This is a genomic window from Gordonia sp. p3-SID1431, assembly GCF_025143765.1.
Classification (GTDB): Bacteria; Actinomycetota; Actinomycetes; order Mycobacteriales; family Mycobacteriaceae; genus Gordonia; species Gordonia hongkongensis.
Genome location: NZ_JAMBDT010000001.1, coordinates 155,767 through 171,553 on the forward strand (window position 1 = coordinate 155,767; position 15,787 = coordinate 171,553).

General features: G+C 67.9%; 14 protein-coding genes and 1 riboswitch. Of the genes, 10 read left to right on the forward strand and 4 right to left on the reverse strand.

Annotated features, from left to right (window positions below):
* The first annotated feature begins 70 nt into the window (after positions 1-70).
* Together egtB and egtD are read left to right on the forward strand one after the other, a co-directional pair.
* Complete coding sequence (gene egtB, locus M4D77_RS00825) at positions 71-1,384, forward strand: ergothioneine biosynthesis protein EgtB (RefSeq protein ID WP_259935322.1); 1,314 nt, start codon at positions 71-73, stop codon at positions 1,382-1,384.
* The gene (egtD, locus tag M4D77_RS00830; protein WP_065630490.1) at positions 1,381-2,370 is read left to right on the forward strand and encodes an L-histidine N(alpha)-methyltransferase; all 990 of its coding nucleotides are present in this window, start codon (positions 1,381-1,383) and stop codon (positions 2,368-2,370) included. The genes egtB and egtD overlap by 4 nt, the downstream gene beginning before the upstream one ends.
* On the opposite strand, the gene M4D77_RS00835 is transcribed toward egtD, so the two are convergent.
* Positions 2,351-3,415 (reverse strand): LLM class flavin-dependent oxidoreductase, encoded by a 1,065-nt coding sequence (locus M4D77_RS00835; RefSeq protein ID WP_065630489.1) that lies wholly within the window; start codon positions 3,413-3,415, stop codon positions 2,351-2,353. The genes egtD and M4D77_RS00835 overlap by 20 nt on opposite strands.
* Before the next feature lie 194 nt (positions 3,416-3,609).
* Here M4D77_RS00835 and M4D77_RS00840 point away from each other — a divergent pair, with 194 nt between their 5' ends.
* Entirely contained in the window at positions 3,610-3,999 is a 390-nt protein-coding gene (locus M4D77_RS00840) for an SHOCT domain-containing protein (RefSeq protein ID WP_065630488.1), read from the forward strand.
* An 88-nt stretch (positions 4,000-4,087) separates the two neighbouring features.
* Here the strand turns inward: M4D77_RS00840 and thiD are convergent, their stop codons facing one another.
* A complete protein-coding gene (thiD, locus tag M4D77_RS00845) occupies positions 4,088-5,008 on the reverse strand; it encodes a bifunctional hydroxymethylpyrimidine kinase/phosphomethylpyrimidine kinase (protein WP_159369971.1) in 921 nt (306 codons plus the stop codon).
* Positions 5,008-6,696: a phosphomethylpyrimidine synthase ThiC gene (gene thiC / locus M4D77_RS00850; RefSeq protein WP_238995007.1), complete on the reverse strand. Its 1,689-nt coding sequence runs from the start codon at positions 6,694-6,696 to the stop codon at positions 5,008-5,010. Before thiC ends, thiD begins: the two co-directional genes overlap by 1 nt.
* A 7-nt stretch (positions 6,697-6,703) precedes the next feature.
* A riboswitch (TPP riboswitch) is annotated at positions 6,704-6,793 on the reverse strand.
* Positions 6,794-7,012: 219 nt separating this feature from the next.
* On the opposite strand from thiC, the gene M4D77_RS00855 reads away from it, so the two are divergent.
* On the forward strand, positions 7,013-7,360 hold the full coding sequence (locus M4D77_RS00855; RefSeq protein WP_159369972.1) for a GNAT family N-acetyltransferase: 348 nt from the start codon (positions 7,013-7,015) through the stop codon (positions 7,358-7,360).
* A 165-nt stretch (positions 7,361-7,525) separates the two neighbouring features.
* Here the strand turns inward: M4D77_RS00855 and M4D77_RS00860 are convergent, their stop codons facing one another.
* The gene (locus M4D77_RS00860) at positions 7,526-9,196 is read right to left on the reverse strand and encodes a (2,3-dihydroxybenzoyl)adenylate synthase (RefSeq protein WP_259935323.1); all 1,671 of its coding nucleotides are present in this window, start codon (positions 9,194-9,196) and stop codon (positions 7,526-7,528) included.
* Between the two features lie 157 nt (positions 9,197-9,353).
* Here M4D77_RS00860 and M4D77_RS00865 point away from each other — a divergent pair, with 157 nt between their 5' ends.
* The 6 genes from M4D77_RS00865 to M4D77_RS00890 all read left to right on the forward strand — a co-directional run bounded on the left by M4D77_RS00865 (position 9,354) and on the right by M4D77_RS00890 (position 15,536).
* On the forward strand, positions 9,354-10,694 hold the full coding sequence (locus M4D77_RS00865) for a salicylate synthase (RefSeq protein ID WP_259935324.1): 1,341 nt from the start codon (positions 9,354-9,356) through the stop codon (positions 10,692-10,694).
* A 46-nt stretch (positions 10,695-10,740) separates the two neighbouring features.
* Positions 10,741-10,989 carry an acyl carrier protein gene (locus M4D77_RS00870; RefSeq protein ID WP_058251371.1) on the forward strand — a complete coding sequence of 83 codons (249 nt, stop codon included), beginning with the start codon at positions 10,741-10,743 and terminating at the stop codon, positions 10,987-10,989.
* A gap of 17 nt (positions 10,990-11,006) precedes the next feature.
* Complete coding sequence (locus M4D77_RS00875) at positions 11,007-12,188, forward strand: acyl-CoA dehydrogenase family protein (protein WP_259935325.1); 1,182 nt, start codon at positions 11,007-11,009, stop codon at positions 12,186-12,188.
* 41 nt (positions 12,189-12,229) lie between these two features.
* On the forward strand, positions 12,230-13,537 hold the full coding sequence (locus tag M4D77_RS00880; protein ID WP_259935326.1) for a wax ester/triacylglycerol synthase domain-containing protein: 1,308 nt from the start codon (positions 12,230-12,232) through the stop codon (positions 13,535-13,537).
* Positions 13,538-13,646: 109 nt separating this feature from the next.
* The gene (locus tag M4D77_RS00885; RefSeq protein ID WP_259935327.1) at positions 13,647-14,498 is read left to right on the forward strand and encodes a hypothetical protein; all 852 of its coding nucleotides are present in this window, start codon (positions 13,647-13,649) and stop codon (positions 14,496-14,498) included.
* Between the two features lie 63 nt (positions 14,499-14,561).
* Entirely contained in the window at positions 14,562-15,536 is a 975-nt protein-coding gene (locus M4D77_RS00890; RefSeq protein ID WP_058251432.1) for an ABC transporter substrate-binding protein, read from the forward strand.
* Positions 15,537-15,787 lie beyond the last annotated feature (251 nt).

The window sequence follows — 15,787 nt, forward strand, 5'->3', positions numbered from 1 at the left end:
ATGACGATGGATGCGGAGATCGGCGAAGTCGTCGCCGGCCGCTCCAGGCTTTGCCACGGGAGGTTATCCAGTGAGCATCACCGAACCGTCGGTTCGTCCCCAGTCCACAGACACCCGGTCCGCCGAGAGCCCGCCGGCGAACGGTGTCGTCACCGATGTCGCGCGTCGCTACCTCGACGTCCGCGCCCTGACCGACACGCTGTCCGAACGGCTTTCGCCCGAGGACCAGACACCGCAGTCGATGACCGAGGCGAGCCCGGCGAAATGGCACCGGGCGCACGTCACCTGGTTCTTCGAGGAGTTCATCCTGCGGCGTGACCCCGCGTACAAGGTCTACGACGACACGTTCCGGTACCTGTTCAACAGCTACTACGAGGCTGTGGGAGAACGGCATCCACGACCTGATCGCGGCCTCGTCACGCGGCCGGGTGTCCGCGATGTGACCCGCTACCGTGAGCATGTCGACGCCGCGATGGTGGACCTTCTCGAACGCGGAGACCTCGACGAGGCCGCGCTCGAACTCGTCGAACTGGGCTTCAATCACGAACAGCAGCATCAGGAGCTGCTGCTCATGGACATCAAGCATCTCTTCTCCACGAATGCGTTCGGGCCGGTGTACGTCGATCGCGAACCCGACGAACCGGGCATCGCGAAAGCGTTGGGCTGGCGGCAGTTCGAGGGGGGCGTCAACGAGATCGGCGCGTTGGGCAGCGGGTTCTCGTACGACAACGAGGGCCCCCGACACCGGGTGTATCTCGAGGACTTCGAGATCGCCGACCGCGCGGTCACCAACGCCGACTGGCTGGAGTTCATGGCCGACGACGGTTACCGGCGCGCCGAATTCTGGTTGTCCGACGGGTGGGCGACCATCCGCCAGACCGGATGGGACGCACCGGGATACTGGCGCGACGAAACGGGTGCGCGCTCCACCGACCCGTCGGACTGGACGACGTACACCCTGTCCGGTCGGCGGCGGATCGTGCCCGACGAGCCCGTCCTGCACGTCTCGTTCTACGAGGCCGACGCCTACGCCCGCTGGGCGGGGGCCCGGCTGCCCACCGAATTCGAGTGGGAGATCGCTGCCGGCTCACTGGGTACCGAGCGCGGGGCCCTGCTCGACCCGGACCGATGTCATCCCGGCCGCGTCGGTGCGGCGATGATCGGGGATGTGTGGGAGTGGACGGCCAGTGCGTACCTGCCCTATCCCGGCTTCGTGCCCGCCAACGGCGCGGTGGGTGAATACAACGGCAAGTTCATGTCCGACCAGCATGTGCTGCGCGGGGCGAGCGCGGTGACGCCTGTGGGTCACGAACGACTGACGTACCGGAACTTCTTCCCGGCGCCGTCGCGCTGGGTCTTCTCGGGACTCCGGCTGGCCCGATGAGCCTCGACAGCGACACCCCGGTGACGGCGACCACCGGGGAGACGGCCATCGGGGGCCTTGCCGCAGACGCACTCTCGGGATTGTGGCAGCAACCGCCGGTCCTCCCGACGAAGTGGTTGTACGACGAGCGCGGCAGCAAGCTCTTCGACGAGATCACCCGTCTGCCCGAGTACTATCCCACCCGCCGCGAGACCGCTATCCTGCGCGCGCGGTCGGCCGAGATCGCCTCGACGACCCGTGCCGACGTCATCGTCGAACTGGGCTCGGGCACATCGACCAAGACGCGTCTGCTGCTCGACGCCTTCGTGGACGCGGCCGCCGACGGTGAGCGTCCGACCTACGTCCCCGTCGACGTCAGCACCGAGATGCTCACGACGACAGCCGAAGTGCTCGCCGTCGACTATCCCGGGATCGACGTCGTCCCCGTGGTCGCCGACTTCACCGAGCCCGACCTGGATCTCCCGCCCGCCGACGGCCCGCGCCTCGCGGTGTTCCTCGGTGGCACTATCGGCAATTTCGATCCTGCTGCGCGCGCGGAGTTCTATCGCTCGATGGTCGGCTCGTTGTCCCCGGGTGATTACTTTCTCCTCGGCACCGACCTCGTCAAGGACACCGGGCGGCTCGTCGCCGCCTACGACGACAGTGCCGGTGTGACCGCCGATTTCAACCGGAACATGATCGAGGTGCTCCGTGCCGGCCTCGACGCTCGCGGGCTCTACGCCGACGACTTCGAACACATCGCCCGCTGGAATCCGGGCGAGCACCGCGTCGAGATGTGGCTACGTGCCCGACGGGACGTCGACGCGTACTTCGGTGTGCTGGGCCGATCGTGGCGGGTGCCCGCGGGAACCGAGATCCACACCGAGATCAGCACCAAGTTCCAGCCGGGGGCGCTCGCGGAAGAACTCGAGTCGGCCGGACTGTCCGTCGTGTCGGCGTGGACCGATCCCGCGGGCGACTTCCAGCTCACCCTGACCCGACGCTGAGCAGTTCGCGCACCCGCGGGATGACCTGCGTCCCATAGAGCTCGACACTGCGCATGAGCTCGGCGTGGCCGAGTGTCCCGTGCGAGTACTTCAGGTCGAATCGGCTCAGTCCCAGAGCTTGGACGGTCGACGCGATCTTGCGGGCAACGGTGTCGGGCGACCCGACGTAGAGCGAGCCGCCGGGTCCGGTCGACCGCTCGAACTCGATGCGGGTCGGGGGCGGCCAGCCGCGTTCGCGACCGATGCGTCCGACGTACTCGCGGTAGTGCGGCCACAGGTCGTCGCGTGCCTGCGCGTCGGTGTCGGCGACATGTCCCGGTGAGTGCACGCCGACGGGCATCAGCGGCTTGTCCATCTCGCGCAGGGCGCGGTGATAGAGATCGACGTACGGCTTGAAGCGCAGTGGGTCGCCGCCGATGATCGCGAGCATGAGCGGCAGGCCGTACGACGCGGCACGTACCACCGACTCCGGGCTGCCGCCGACCGCGATCCACGTCGGCAGGGGCGGGTTCTCGAGTTCGGGGTAGACCGTCTGGGACTGCAGAGGACTGCGCGTGGAACCCGACCAGGAGACCGGTCGGCCGGTGCGCAGTTCGGCGAACAGGGCCAGCTTGTCGCTGAACAGTTCCTCGTAATCGGAGAGGTCGAAACCGAACAGCGGAAACGACTCGGTGAACGACCCGCGCCCGAGGATCACCTCGGCACGACCCGACGACAACGCATCGACTGTCGAGAACCGCTGGAACACGCGGATCGGATCATCGGAACTCAGGACGGTGACGGCCGAACCGAGACGCATCCGGGTGGTGCGCGCCGCGATGGCGCCGAGTACGACCTCGGGTGCCGACACCGCGTAGTCGTCCCGGTGATGCTCACCGACACCGAGGAAGTCGACGCCGACCGTGTCGGCGAGGATGGCCTGCTCGAGCAGATCGCGCAGGGTCTGCGACCCCGAGCGCAATGTGCCGTCGGGTTCGGCGGTGATGTCCCCGAACGTGTCGAGACCGAGCTCGACCTTCTCGATACCTACCGGGTGAGATTCCATGTCGCCCTTCGCGAAGTTGTGATCGTGAGGGGCGAAATCGGAGGAATTGCGCCCGCAATGGTCTTTTCACACGATTTCACGAACATCTTTCCAGTTCGTCACGGTGTCGAGGTCGGTGCTGTGTAATGCTTCATAACGGTTCATGTGCTCGGCTCTGAACTCGCCGATTTCTTCTAGACAAGGGAGACACTCCGATGTGGGATTCATTCTGGGACTTCATCTGGTACACGATCGTCATCTTCGCGTTCGTGGCCTACCTGATCGTCCTGTGGCACATCATCAGCGACCTGTTCCGGGACAAGGCCGCGTCGGGCTGGCAGAAGGCGGCCTGGATTGTCTTCTTGATCTTCCTCCCGTACCTCACCGCCATCGTGTACCTGCTCGCCAAGGGCAAGGGGATGGCCGAGCGTCAGCGTGAGGCCTACAGCGAGGCCAAGCAGGCGTCCGACGAGTACATCCGGTCCGTCGCAGGCACCTCGCCGACCCAGCAGATCGCCGACGCGAAGAACCTGCTCGACTCGGGCGCGATCACACCTCAGGAGTTCGAGCACTTGAAGAGCAAGGCCCTCAGCGGAACCGCCTGACGGTCCCTCGACACAGACAACGCTCCCCGATGGCGCCGGTCGCCGTCGGGGAGCGTTGTCTGTTCTCCGGTTCGGGACCGGCGTCGCGTCAGTCCGCCGACCCGGCGCCCACACGCCACAGCGGATTGACCGGACCGTGGCCGGCGCCCAGTGGATACGCAGCGGCCAGGCAGCGGGTCACCCAGTCCTTGCCGAAGCCGACCGCCGCGGGAACGTCGTGCCCGTGGGCCAGCGCGCATGCGATCGCGGCGGCGAGGGTGTCGCCGGCGCCGTGGTCATGCGGGGTGTCGATGCGTTCGTGGCTGAGCTCGATGAACTGGTCGCCGTCGTAGAGCAGATCGGGGGAGTGGTCCGAGCTTCGCAGGTGCCCGCCTTTCACCAGCGCCCAGCGCGGCCCGAGATCGAGCAGCGCCCTGGCCGCGTCGCGTTGCGACGCGGTATCGGTGACCTCGATCCCGGTGATCAGGCGAACCTCGTCCAGGTTCGGGGTCACCACCGTCGCGAGGGGAAACAGGCTGTGCCGCAGGGTGTCGAGTGCCGAGTCGGCGAGCAGCTGGTTGCCGTGCATCGACGCGCACACCGGATCGACCACCAGCGGAACGGATGTGTCCCGGCCGATACCGCTCGTGCGGCACTGCTCGACGATGGCCTCGATGATGGGCGCCGACGCGAGCATCCCGGTCTTCGCCGCGGCCACACCGATGTCACCGGACACGGAGTCGATCTGCGCCGCCACGGTCTGCGGTGAGATCTCCTCGAACCCGCTCACGCCCACCGAGTTCTGGACCGTCACCGCGGTCACCGCGACACACCCGTGCACCCCGAGCAGGGCGAAGGTGCGCATGTCTGCCTGTATTCCCGCGCCCCCGCCGGAGTCCGAACCAGCGATGGTCAGGACCCGTACCGGGGCCGTTCCGGGCGGTGACAGCGGGAGTCCCGTGTAGGCCTGTTCGTCGACCGTGCGCTGATTCGCGTCGACTGTGCGTCGTCGTGCGTCGTCTGTGCGCATCAGGCGCCGCCGGTCGTCTGGAGCGGGAGGTACACGCGGTTACCGGCCTCGGCGAACTCGGCCGACTTCGCGGCCATGCCCTCGGCGATAGTCCGGTCGATGTCGTCCGCGGTGACGAGACCGTGCTCCTCGGCGTAGGCGCGGACGTCCGCCGAGATCCGCATCGAGCAGAACTTGGGTCCGCACATCGAGCAGAAGTGGGCGGTCTTCGCGGGCTCGGCGGGTAGCGTCTCGTCGTGGTATGCGCGCGCGGTGTCGGGGTCGAGGGCGAGATTGAACTGGTCGGTCCAGCGGAACTCGAAGCGCGCCTTGCTCAGTGCGTCGTCGCGTTCCTGTGCCCGCGGGTGGCCTTTGGCCAGGTCGGCCGAGTGCGCCGCGATCTTGTACGTGATCACGCCGACCTTGACGTCGTCGCGGTCCGGAAGTCCTAGATGCTCTTTCGGAGTCACGTAGCACAGCATCGCGGTGCCGGCCTGAGCGATCATCGCCGCGCCGATGGCCGAGGTGATGTGGTCGTAGGCCGGCGCGATGTCGGTGGCGAGCGGACCCAGGGTGTAGAAGGGGGCCTCCTCGCACAGCTCCTCCTCCAGGCGCACGTTCTCGGCGATCTTGTGCATCGGGACGTGCCCGGGGCCTTCGATCATGACCTGCACACCATGCGATTTGGCGATCGCGGTCAGCTCGCCGAGAGTGCGGAGTTCGGCGAACTGGGCCTCGTCGTTCGCGTCGGCGATCGATCCGGGGCGCAAGCCGTCGCCGAGGGAGAACGTGATGTCGTAGCGGCGGAAGATCTCGCACAACTCGTCGAAGTGCGTGTACAGGAACGACTCCCGGTGGTGCGCGAGACACCAGGCCGCCATGATCGAACCGCCGCGCGAGACGATGCCCGTCACCCGCTTCGCGGTCAGCGGAACGTAGCGCAGCAGGACACCGGCATGGACGGTCATATAATCGACGCCCTGCTCCGCCTGCTCGATGACTGTGTCGCGATACAGTTCCCAGGTCAGCGAGGCGGGATCGCCGTTGACCTTCTCCAGCGCCTGGTAGATCGGAACCGTCCCCACGGGGACCGGCGAGTTACGCATGATCCACTCGCGGGTGGTGTGGATGTCGGCGCCGGTCGAGAGATCCATGATCGTGTCGGCGCCCCAGCGGGTGGCCCACACCATCTTCTCGACCTCGTCGGAGATCGAGCTGCGCACCGCCGAATTACCGATGTTCGCATTGACTTTCACCGCGAAGTTCTTGCCTATGATCATCGGTTCGGACTCGGGGTGGCGGTGGTTGGCCGGGATGACCGCGCGGCCGATGGCGACCTCCGACCGGACCCGTTCGGCGTCGACGCCCTCCCGGGCGGCGATGAACCGCATCTCGTCGGTGATGATGCCGGCACGCGCCCAGGCCAGCTGGGTGCTCGCGCCGTCGATCGGGTCGGGCCGATGCCAGCTGTCGCGGGTGGGGGTGAGGCCCTTCTCGACGTCGATGTGCGCCGCCGTATCGGTGTAGGGGCCGGAGGTGTCGTAGACGTCGAGGTGTTCGCCGTTGGTGAGCTGGATTCGACGCTGCGGCACACGCAGGTCGTCGACGGCGAGGTAGTGCTTGGCGCTGCCCTCGATCGGGCCGAGGGTCAGGAACCCGGAATCGGCGGGTGCGCTGCTGTTGCGGGTGGTGGATACACGTGTGCCCATGGCTGGTCTCCCTACGCCGGCATTACCCGGACAGGTTCGAGCGGTCGGCGACCGCCCGTCGCCATCTCAGCCCTCGGTCATCGTGAGAGCCCCCGCGGTGTGTAGTTGTCGTGCGTCCGCCACCCTACATCGCATCGTCCGGTCGGGTCGTGCGGGTGGGGAAGACCGTATCGATTTGCGACGATCACACGATCGGGGTCGGCAGTTACGGTTCCGTAAGGTACCGTGTGACCCGGATCACAGGGGTGGCGCTGTCGCGTGTGGCAGGTACGCGCCGGTGATCCGATGTCCGCGATCACGAGGTGAGGAGGGTCGGGTGCTACGCAAGCATCGTCAGCGACCACCACAGTCGGCAAAGTCCATCCTGCAACAGATCTCGCAGGTGGTACACAATCCCGACCGCGACCGATTCGAACTCTGGGTCGCCGGCGACCTGGTCGGCGTGCTCGGTTATTCGACCGAGTCGGCGGACGGTCAGACCACCATCACCGTGCTGCACACCGTGCTCTACGACGAATACAGCGGACACGGACTCGCCACGCGACTCACCCGTAGCGCCGTGCAATACACCCGCGAACAGGGTGCCCGCCTCCGGCCGGTGTGCACGTTCACCAAGCGCTACCTCGACAGCCATCCCGGGATCGTGCCGCTCGCGCCGGTGTGATCCGAAGGTAAGCCTCGGCGGCTCCAGAACATTCCTCGCCGGACCCTTCGAGGCTCGTCGCTATCGCTCCTCGCACCTCAGGGAGCAGGGGTTATGCGCTTCTTTCGGATTAGAGGGAGCGGTGGTCGCGCTCGCGCCGGTGTGAGGAACGGGCTCCGACTCGGCTCAGCCCGCCGACGGCTCCGACAGCAATGTCTCGCGGAGCACCTTTTTGTCGATCTTGCCTACTGCGGTGACCGGCAGTGTCTGCACGACGCGGACCACGTCGGGCAGTTTGAAGGACGCGAGACCGCGTTCGGCGAGGAACGTACGGATCGTCGCCAGCTCGAGCGGTCGGGCCGGGGGGTGTTCGTGCGAGAGCACGACTGCCGCACAGATCTTCTCACCGAGCGCATCGTCGGGCAGCCCGACCACCGCGACCTGCCGGACCGAATCGTGGGCGAGGAGGTTCTCCTCGACGTCGTCGGCGGCGACGTTCTCCCCGGCGCGCACGATGGTGTCCTTGATGCGGCCGGTCACGGCCAGGTGCCCCGACGGCAGCCGGGTGACCTTGTCCCCGGACCGGTAAAACCCGTCCGGTGTGAAGGACTTCTCGTTGTGGGCAGCGGCGCGGTAGTAACCGCGGATCGTGTACGGGCCGCGTACCAGCAATTCACCTTCTGTGCCGTCGGGGACGTCGGCGCCGTCCTCGTCGACCACCCGCACCTCGTCGAGCTCCGACATCGGCGCCCCCTGCACCTGCTGGACCAGGTCGCGTGGGTCGTCGGTCCGGGTGTAGCAGATCAGCCCCTCGGCCATGCCGAAGACCTGCTGGACGACGGGGCCGAGGGCCGCGTCGAGGGCGACGGCGTCGGACTGGGCCAGTTTGGCGCCGCCCACCTGCAGCAGGCGCAGGGAGCTGATGTCCGCCGGCTCCCACTCGGTCGCCGCGCACCAGAGTTGCGCGAGCGCGGGGACGAGCGCGGTCACCGTGACGCGGTGCCGCTCGATGAGGTCGAAAGTGTTGTCCGGGCTGGGGTTGTCGGCGAAGACGACGTGGCCGCCCGCACCGAAGACGCCCAGTATTCCCGGGCAGCACAGCGGAAAGTTGTGCGCGGCCGGCAGGGCGACGAGGTAGGTGTCGTCGGCGGTGAGGCCGGCGACGTCCGCGGACAGCCGGGCGTTGAGGTCGTAGTCGTCGTGCGTGCGCGCGATGAGTTTCGGCAGTCCGGTGGTGCCCCCCGACACGAGGAACAGGGCGGGTAGCCCGGCGTCGGGGGCAGCCGGGAGCTCGACCGAGGCGGGATCGGCGTCGGGGAGCGGTGTGAATCGACCCGGTTCGCCGGAGATGAAGACCTGCGCGACGTCGGGCACCCGTGACTGCAGCTCGGTCGCGAGCTCGCGGTAGTCGAACCCCCGGCGGCCGTCCTCACCGATGTAGGCGACCGCGCCGGCACCGGCTGCGAGATGGGCGATCTCGGTGATCCGGTGCGCGGGCAGCGTCATCACCGGAACGACACCCGCGCGTAGGAGGCCGTACAGGGTGACCGCGAAGTCGAGGGAGTTGTTCAGCTGCAACACGACCCGTTGCGTCGGCCGCAGTCCGGCCGCGACGAAACCGGCGGCACGACGGAGGGTGGCGTCGCGGAACTCGGTATAGGTGAGCGTGCGCGGCCCGTCGGTGGAGGCGTCGGTCAGCGCAGGGGAGTCGGGAGTTCGCTCGGCGGCCAGATCGAGGCCGGCGAACAACGGGCGGTCGAGGAAGACGCCGGCGTCGCGGTACTTCTGTGCCTGTGCGTCGGTGTGGGGAGCGAAACCTTCGAGCAGATCGGTCGCGGCGTCGAGATGCGTCGGCATGAGTTCATTGAAACACAGGCAGGATAGGGTAACCTTACCGGTCGATGCAGGGCGGGAGGCCGGTTGTCGACCCGCGGGGGATTGTTTGATTAGGCTGCCCTAAGATTCCCTATGATCATCGGTGCTCGAGTGCATCACGACCGGAGGAACGAAGGACATGTCGCTGACAACCGAATCGCACGCCGCGCAGTTCGTCGACCTGCTCGCGCCGGCCTCGCCGCTGAGCGAGTTCGATGCCGCGCGGATCACGGCGGCCTGGGCCCGCTCCGGCGAATTCGGCGACCATGTCGTCTACGAGCGTGACCGGCGCTGGACCTTCGCAGCCGGTGTCCGCGCCCGCGTGGTGATCACACGCAGCGAGGTCATCGTCGACGATCAGGGCGACCGCACGACGACGCCCTGGCACGGCGACCCCGCCGACGCGCTCGCCGCCGCGACCGCGTCGCTGTCGATTCCCGACTGGCGCGTCTACGGCTGGGTCGGTTTCGACTTCTGCGCGCCCTATCACGGCATCCTCGAGCGCGTTCCCGAGGACACGGTGCTGGCGCACCTCATCGTTCCCGAGTTCGAGGCGACCGTCGATGCTGACGGGGTCGACACCGCGTCGCTCGACGCCGAGCGTGCCGGTCGTCTCCTCGAGATCGCTTCGCGAGCAACCGTTTCCGTCGAGTCGCGGCCGGTGGATGTGCAGTCCGACCCGGACGACTACCGCGGCCGTGTGGCCACGGCTGTCGCCGAGATCGAAGCCGGCCGGTACCAGAAGGTGATCCTCTCGCGTGCCGTCGACATCCCGTTCGAGGTCGACATCCCCGCCACCTACGCCCGCGGCCGCGCCGACAACAACCCCGCCCGGAGCTACCTGCTCTCGCTCGGTGACCTGCAGGCGGCCGGGTTCAGTCCCGAACTCGTGGTCGCGGTGCACGACGACCGGACCGTGGTCACCGAACCACTGGCCGGCACAAGGGCTTTCGGAATCTCGGAAGAGCAGGACGCGGCGGCCCGCGCCGACCTGCTCTCGGATGCCAAGGAGATCGCCGAGCACGCCATGTCGGTACGTGCGTGCTTCGACGAGATCTCCTCGATCGCCACTGCGGACACCACGGCCGTGAGCGAGTTCATGGAGGTTCGTGAGCGCGGGAGCGTCCAGCATCTGGCCTCGACCGTGCGCGGGACCCTCGCCGATCACGAAACGCCGTGGCGTGCACTCGAGGTGGTGTTCCCGTCGATCACCGCGTCGGGCATCCCCAAGACCCCGGCCGTGGAGGCGATCGACCGTCTCGAGCCCCGACGCCGCGGCCTGTACTCCGGCGCGATCCTCACCGCCTCGTCGACGGGCGAGCTCGAGGCGACCCTTGCCCTGCGCACCATCTTCTCGTCCGGGCAAGGCGCATGGCTGCGTGCCGGTGCCGGGATCGTCGCCCAGTCCACGCCGGAGCGCGAATTCACCGAGACCTGCGAGAAGCTGGCCAGCGTCGCCCCGTACGTGGTCCCGCGCTGACCGACCGATACTTTCGACCAAACATCACCACCCCAGGAGCCACCACATGTCCGACCACATCACCGAAGCCCTGCGCGGCATCCTCGAAGAGGACCTCGACCTCGCGCTCGGCGACATCAGCCGCGACTCGAAGCTGATCGACGACCTCGGGCTGGACTCGGTGGCGTTCGCCATCGGCGTGGTGGCGATCGAAGAGCGTCTCGGCGTGAAGCTGTCGGAACGGGAGCTCTTCGAGTCCAAGACCGTCGGCGACCTCGAGGACCTCATCCGGTCGAAGGCCGGCACCCCGGCCTGAGAGGACCCGGACCCGACATGACTGTGGAGACCCCAGTGCAGACGTACGCCGAACTGCTCGACGCCGCGTTCGACGAGCAGGTGACGGCCTGGACGGCGCAGGCCGAGCGGGATCACCGATTCCCGCGGCCCCTGCTCGAACACCTCGGTGCCGAGGGCGTCTTCGTCCGCAAGTGGGAGGACCGCAAGGTCACCGACCTCCACGACCATTTCGCCCTCGGCGCACATCTCGGCGCGCTGGGTTCCGCGGCCATCGGAGTGGGTGTGAGCCTGCACGATTCGGCCATCGCCATCCTCCGCCGCTTCGGCCGCAACGACTACCTCAGAGACCTGGCCCAGCGCGCCCTGACCGCCGAGACCGTGCTGTGCATCGGGGTGTCGGAAGAGCAGGGCGGGTCGGATCTACAGAACTCCGAGACCCGGATCCTGCCGGAGAACGGCGGGTTCCGTGTCGTCGGGCACAAGAAGTTCGTGTCTCTCTCGCCGATCGCGGACCACGTGTTCGTGGTCTGCCGGGGCGTCGACGACGGTCCCGACGTGGGCGGCAACGTGGCGCTGGCCGCCGTCCCGATCGAGTCGGTGACGGTGGGGAAGCCGTATGCCAAACTCGGCGCCGGGCCCCTCGACACCGCGCCGGTGACCATCGACGCCTGGATCCCCGACGAGGCGCTGATCGCCCGGCCGGGGACGGGCCTGGCGATCATCAGCTGGGGGTTGGCGCACGAGCGGTACTCGGTGGCCGCCCAGATCGCCGCCGCGTGCGACGTGATGATCGGCGTGACGCTTGCCCGGATGGTGGAGCGCACCCAGTTCGGCAAGAAGCTCTACGACCACCAGGCACTCCGCCTGCGCGTCGCCGATCTGCAGGCCAGGGTCGACGTCCTGCGCTACTCGCTGGCCGGTGTCGCCGCGGAGGGCAAGATCAACCTGCGCACCGCCGCGGCGCTGAAGGCCACCGCCGCCAACCTCGGGGAAGAGGTCGCGTCGGAGTGCCTGCACATCTTCGGCGGGATCGGTTACCTCGAGACCGGATCCCCCATCGGTCGCTGGTGGCGGGACATGAAACTGGCCCGCGTCGGCGGCGGCACCGACGAGGTGCTGTGGGAACTGGTCGCGGCGGCGATGAAACCCGACACCGAGCGGTACCAGGCCATGTTCGTCGACTCCGAACTCCACGGCACCGGTTCGCCGGTGTCCTGAAGCGCTCGAGCCATCGTCCCTCTCACCCAGGCGGTCATCCCATGAACAGCCCAGCCAGCCAGGCACCGGCCGACGCGCGTGTCACCGAACTCGCGCCGCCCGACCACACCTATCTGCACATGGACAAAGACAGCGCGCCCATGCACTGGTCGATGATCCTGCAGCTCGAGAGCAACGGGGCGTTGCTCGGCCTCGACGAGGTGCGGACGCGGGTCCGGGAGCGGGCCGGGCTGTTCGAGATCTTCCGGCTGGGCATCCGCAACGGCCGCTGGCGCAAGCCCGAAGTGGTGCTCGCCGACGACAGCTGGGATGCCGGCGAACACGTGACCGAGTTCGGGTTCACCGACCGCGCCCATCTCCAGCGCCGGGTGACGAAACTGCTCGAGTCGCCGCTGCCGCGCCCGCGCCCGTTCTGGGACATCACCCTCTTCACGCCGTCGGCGGGTGCCGAAGGTGTCGGACAGTGGGTCCTGCTCCGGGTGCACCACAGCATCTCCGACGGCATTGCGGGCGCGGCCTTCGCCGCCCTCCTCGCCGACGGGGAGCCCGACGATCTCGCGGAGTTCGAGCGATTCGCCACCAGTCCGCGCTTCCGGATCAGCGGCATCGATCCCGAGGAACTCAAAGAGGCGAAGGCTGCCTATGGCGACCAGCACGCGGCCGGCGGTGGCAAGAAACGGGCCTGGCCCGCACTGACGAAGTCGGGCGAGCGCGAGTACGCCCTGTTCTCCGCGTCGACCCGGACGCTGCGCAAGGCGGCCAAGGGCAATGGCGCGACCGTTCACGAGTTCCTCCTCGCCGCCATCGGCCGGGCGATCAGCCTCAACCCGCCCGCGTCCCCACAGGCCGACGTCGTCCGCGTGACACTGCCGGTGACCCTCGACGACGAGTTCCGGCACACCGGCAACGCGGTATCCGTCGCGCTCCTCAACCTGCTCGGCAACGAGCCCGATCTGTCGCGTCAGATCGGCCGTGCGCGAAGCGAACTCGAGGCGATCGCAACGCGCAAGCCGGAGCTGTACCTGGCCGCCGCCGACGATCTGCCGCGCGCCCCGCTGTGGGGTCTGCAACGCGCGATCGTGAACGCGTCGATGTCCCACATGCACCCCGACATCCACATCGGCATCAACCCCGGGTTCTCGCGGGTCCGGTCGGTGCTGGGGCGTTCGATCGTCACCCTGACACCGTTGTCGCCGCTCGCGGGCTACTCGCTGTCGGTGACGACCCTGATCCTCGGACACACCACCACGTTCGGCGTCGTCACCGACGCGCAGGCGCTACCCGGGTACGCCGAACGATTCGTGTCCGCGCTCGACGAAGTACTTCAGGAGGCCCTCCCGTCGACCTGACGGGGGTGCGAGCTTAGGCTTGCCTTGTAATCCGGGGTCCGAGGGCTGCAACATACACAGGTGGCCGTCGGCTCGGCGGGGGCGAAGACATACACGGAGAAAGAACAACATGAGCAACGACGTCAACTACCAGGACCCGGCCGGGGCCGATTACTACTCGGGGGTCGATCACCGCGAGTCGGAGACCGGTTCGTCTCGCCGATCGGGCGGAGTCAGCGTCCCGACCGTCCTGGCGTCGGCAGGCGTCGCTGCCATCATCTCCGCGATCGTCGTGACGATCGGCGTGGTGGGCATCGTGGTGAGCGAGCGCAACGACTCCGCCACCGCCGCACAGCCGACCGTCGTCAACCTCGGTGCCGCGCAGACCGCGCTACCGCAGCAGGGCATTGCCGGCCAGCAGCCCGTCCCCGGTCAGCTCCCGCCCGCCGGCGCACCGGCCGGAGCGCCGGCGGCGGCCCCGACGGAGAACGTGCCCGAAGGCGGCGGAGCGATCGGTGGACCGGTCGGTCCTCCCGGTGAAGGAGCCGCGCCGGCTCCGGGTGCGGCCCCCGCACCTGCTCCCGCGCCGGGCACCACGGCCGCCCCGCAGCAGAGCGTTGCCGCCGGCCCGGCCGCGCTGACGCCCGGACAGCTCAACACCAAAGTCCGCATCGTCATGAACTCCAACGGCAGCCGCGCCGCACGCGCCGCCGAACTCGAGGGCGGTGAGCGTGCGCTCCGTCAGATCGACCTCGTCGCCCGCGCGATCACGACCTACGGCAATGTCGGGCTCAGCTACCAGATGGTGGGACCCGTCCAGGTCAGCGGCAACACGCTGACCGCTCCGCTGCAGATCAGCGTGGTCGGCCGCGGTAGCCAGAATCGCTCGATGACGTTCGTGTGGAGCGGCAACAAGTGGAAGCTCTCCAACCGAAGCGTCTGCACCATCGCGGGATTCGTCCTGCTGCCCTGCTCGCTCTGACCGCGCGGGGTGACACGGTCCGGTCCGCCGGACGACACCGACAACCCATTGGGGGATCTTCACGTGATTTCACGACCACGCCTGGGCGCACTCGCCGCGAGTGCACTCCTGTTCGCGGGCCTGCTGGCCGGTTGCTCGAGCTCGGATGACGAATCCGCCGGTGGCACCGTTCAACTCAACTTGCCGGACGGCCGGTCGGTGACGATCCCGGACACCCCGGAACGGATCGTGACCCTGGGAGACCAATGGACCGACGTCGTGCTGTCGTTCGGTGAGACGCCGGTCGGGTACTACGACTACTCGAAGTCGGCGACCGGCGAGATGCAGCCGTGGTACGGCGAGAAGCTGGCCGACGCGACGTTCGTCGACCCCACCAAGGGCGACGACGCGACGACCATCGCCAAGCTGAACCCGGACCTGATCTTCGCACCCGGCTTCGCCTCGGACAGTCCGGAGTTCCAGCAGATCTCGAAGCTGGCCCCGACGGTCAACGCCATCAGCGACCAGGAGATCGATCCCTGGCAGGACATGGTCACGGTGATGGGCACCGTGCTGCACGACCCGGAGAAGGCGAAGTCGATCATCGACGACACCAACGCGAAGATCGCGGCGGTGGCGCAGGAGTACCCGGATCTGAAGGGTAAGACCTACGCGTTCGCGTTCATGTACGGCAACGACCAGCTGTCGGTGCTCGGTGACGAGAACGACGGCGCCGGAAAGCTGTTCACCTCGCTCGGGATGAAGATGGCTCCCAAGCTGGTCGCCGAGTACCAGCGGACCGGCCAGCCGCGGTTCGGGCTGAGCACCGAGAACATCCCGATGCTCGACGCCGACGTGCTCGTCGTGGCCACGGCCACCCCCGAGCAGGCGGAGACCCTGAAGTCGCTGCCCGGGTACAAGAACCTGAAGGCGGTCAAGGACAACGCCGTCACGTTCATGACCCAGTCGCAGATCACGGGTCTCAACGCGCCGACGCCGAACTCGATCCCGTACGTCCTCGACCTGCTGAAGCCGTCGTTCGCCGCGGCGTCCAACTGAGCTCGGTCTGGAACGAACTCGCCCTCCGCGGAATGCGGAGGGCGAGTTGGTTTTCGGGGGCACCGGACCCTTCGTGGCTCGTCGCTATCGCTCCTCGCACCTCAGGGAGCAGGGGGTGCCCGTCGCTATCGCTCCTCGCACCTCGGGGAGCAGGGGGTGCCCGTCGCTATCGCTCCTCGCACCTCAGGGAGCAGCGGATCGCCCCCGCTGGTTGAGCAGGCGACGAGCGCAGCGGATCACCCCCGCTGGTT

Excerpts from the sequence above, each read along its gene's own strand:
- M4D77_RS00865 (WP_259935324.1), top strand. The coding sequence starts at position 9,354 with ATGTCGCTGACAACCGAATCGCACGCCGCGCAGTTCGTCGACCTGCTC.
- thiC (WP_238995007.1), bottom strand. The coding sequence starts at position 6,696 with ATGGGCACACGTGTATCCACCACCCGCAACAGCAGCGCACCCGCCGAT.
- M4D77_RS00880 (WP_259935326.1), top strand. The coding sequence starts at position 12,230 with ATGAACAGCCCAGCCAGCCAGGCACCGGCCGACGCGCGTGTCACCGAA.
- M4D77_RS00870 (WP_058251371.1), top strand. The coding sequence starts at position 10,741 with ATGTCCGACCACATCACCGAAGCCCTGCGCGGCATCCTCGAAGAGGAC.
- M4D77_RS00835 (WP_065630489.1), bottom strand. The coding sequence starts at position 3,415 with ATGGAATCTCACCCGGTAGGTATCGAGAAGGTCGAGCTCGGTCTCGAC.
- egtD (WP_065630490.1), top strand. The coding sequence starts at position 1,381 with ATGAGCCTCGACAGCGACACCCCGGTGACGGCGACCACCGGGGAGACG.
- M4D77_RS00885 (WP_259935327.1), top strand. The coding sequence starts at position 13,647 with ATGAGCAACGACGTCAACTACCAGGACCCGGCCGGGGCCGATTACTAC.
- M4D77_RS00840 (WP_065630488.1), top strand. The coding sequence starts at position 3,610 with ATGTGGGATTCATTCTGGGACTTCATCTGGTACACGATCGTCATCTTC.
- M4D77_RS00860 (WP_259935323.1), bottom strand. The coding sequence starts at position 9,196 with ATGCCGACGCATCTCGACGCCGCGACCGATCTGCTCGAAGGTTTCGCT.
- M4D77_RS00875 (WP_259935325.1), top strand. The coding sequence starts at position 11,007 with ATGACTGTGGAGACCCCAGTGCAGACGTACGCCGAACTGCTCGACGCC.
- thiD (WP_159369971.1), bottom strand. The coding sequence starts at position 5,008 with ATGCGCACAGACGACGCACGACGACGCACAGTCGACGCGAATCAGCGC.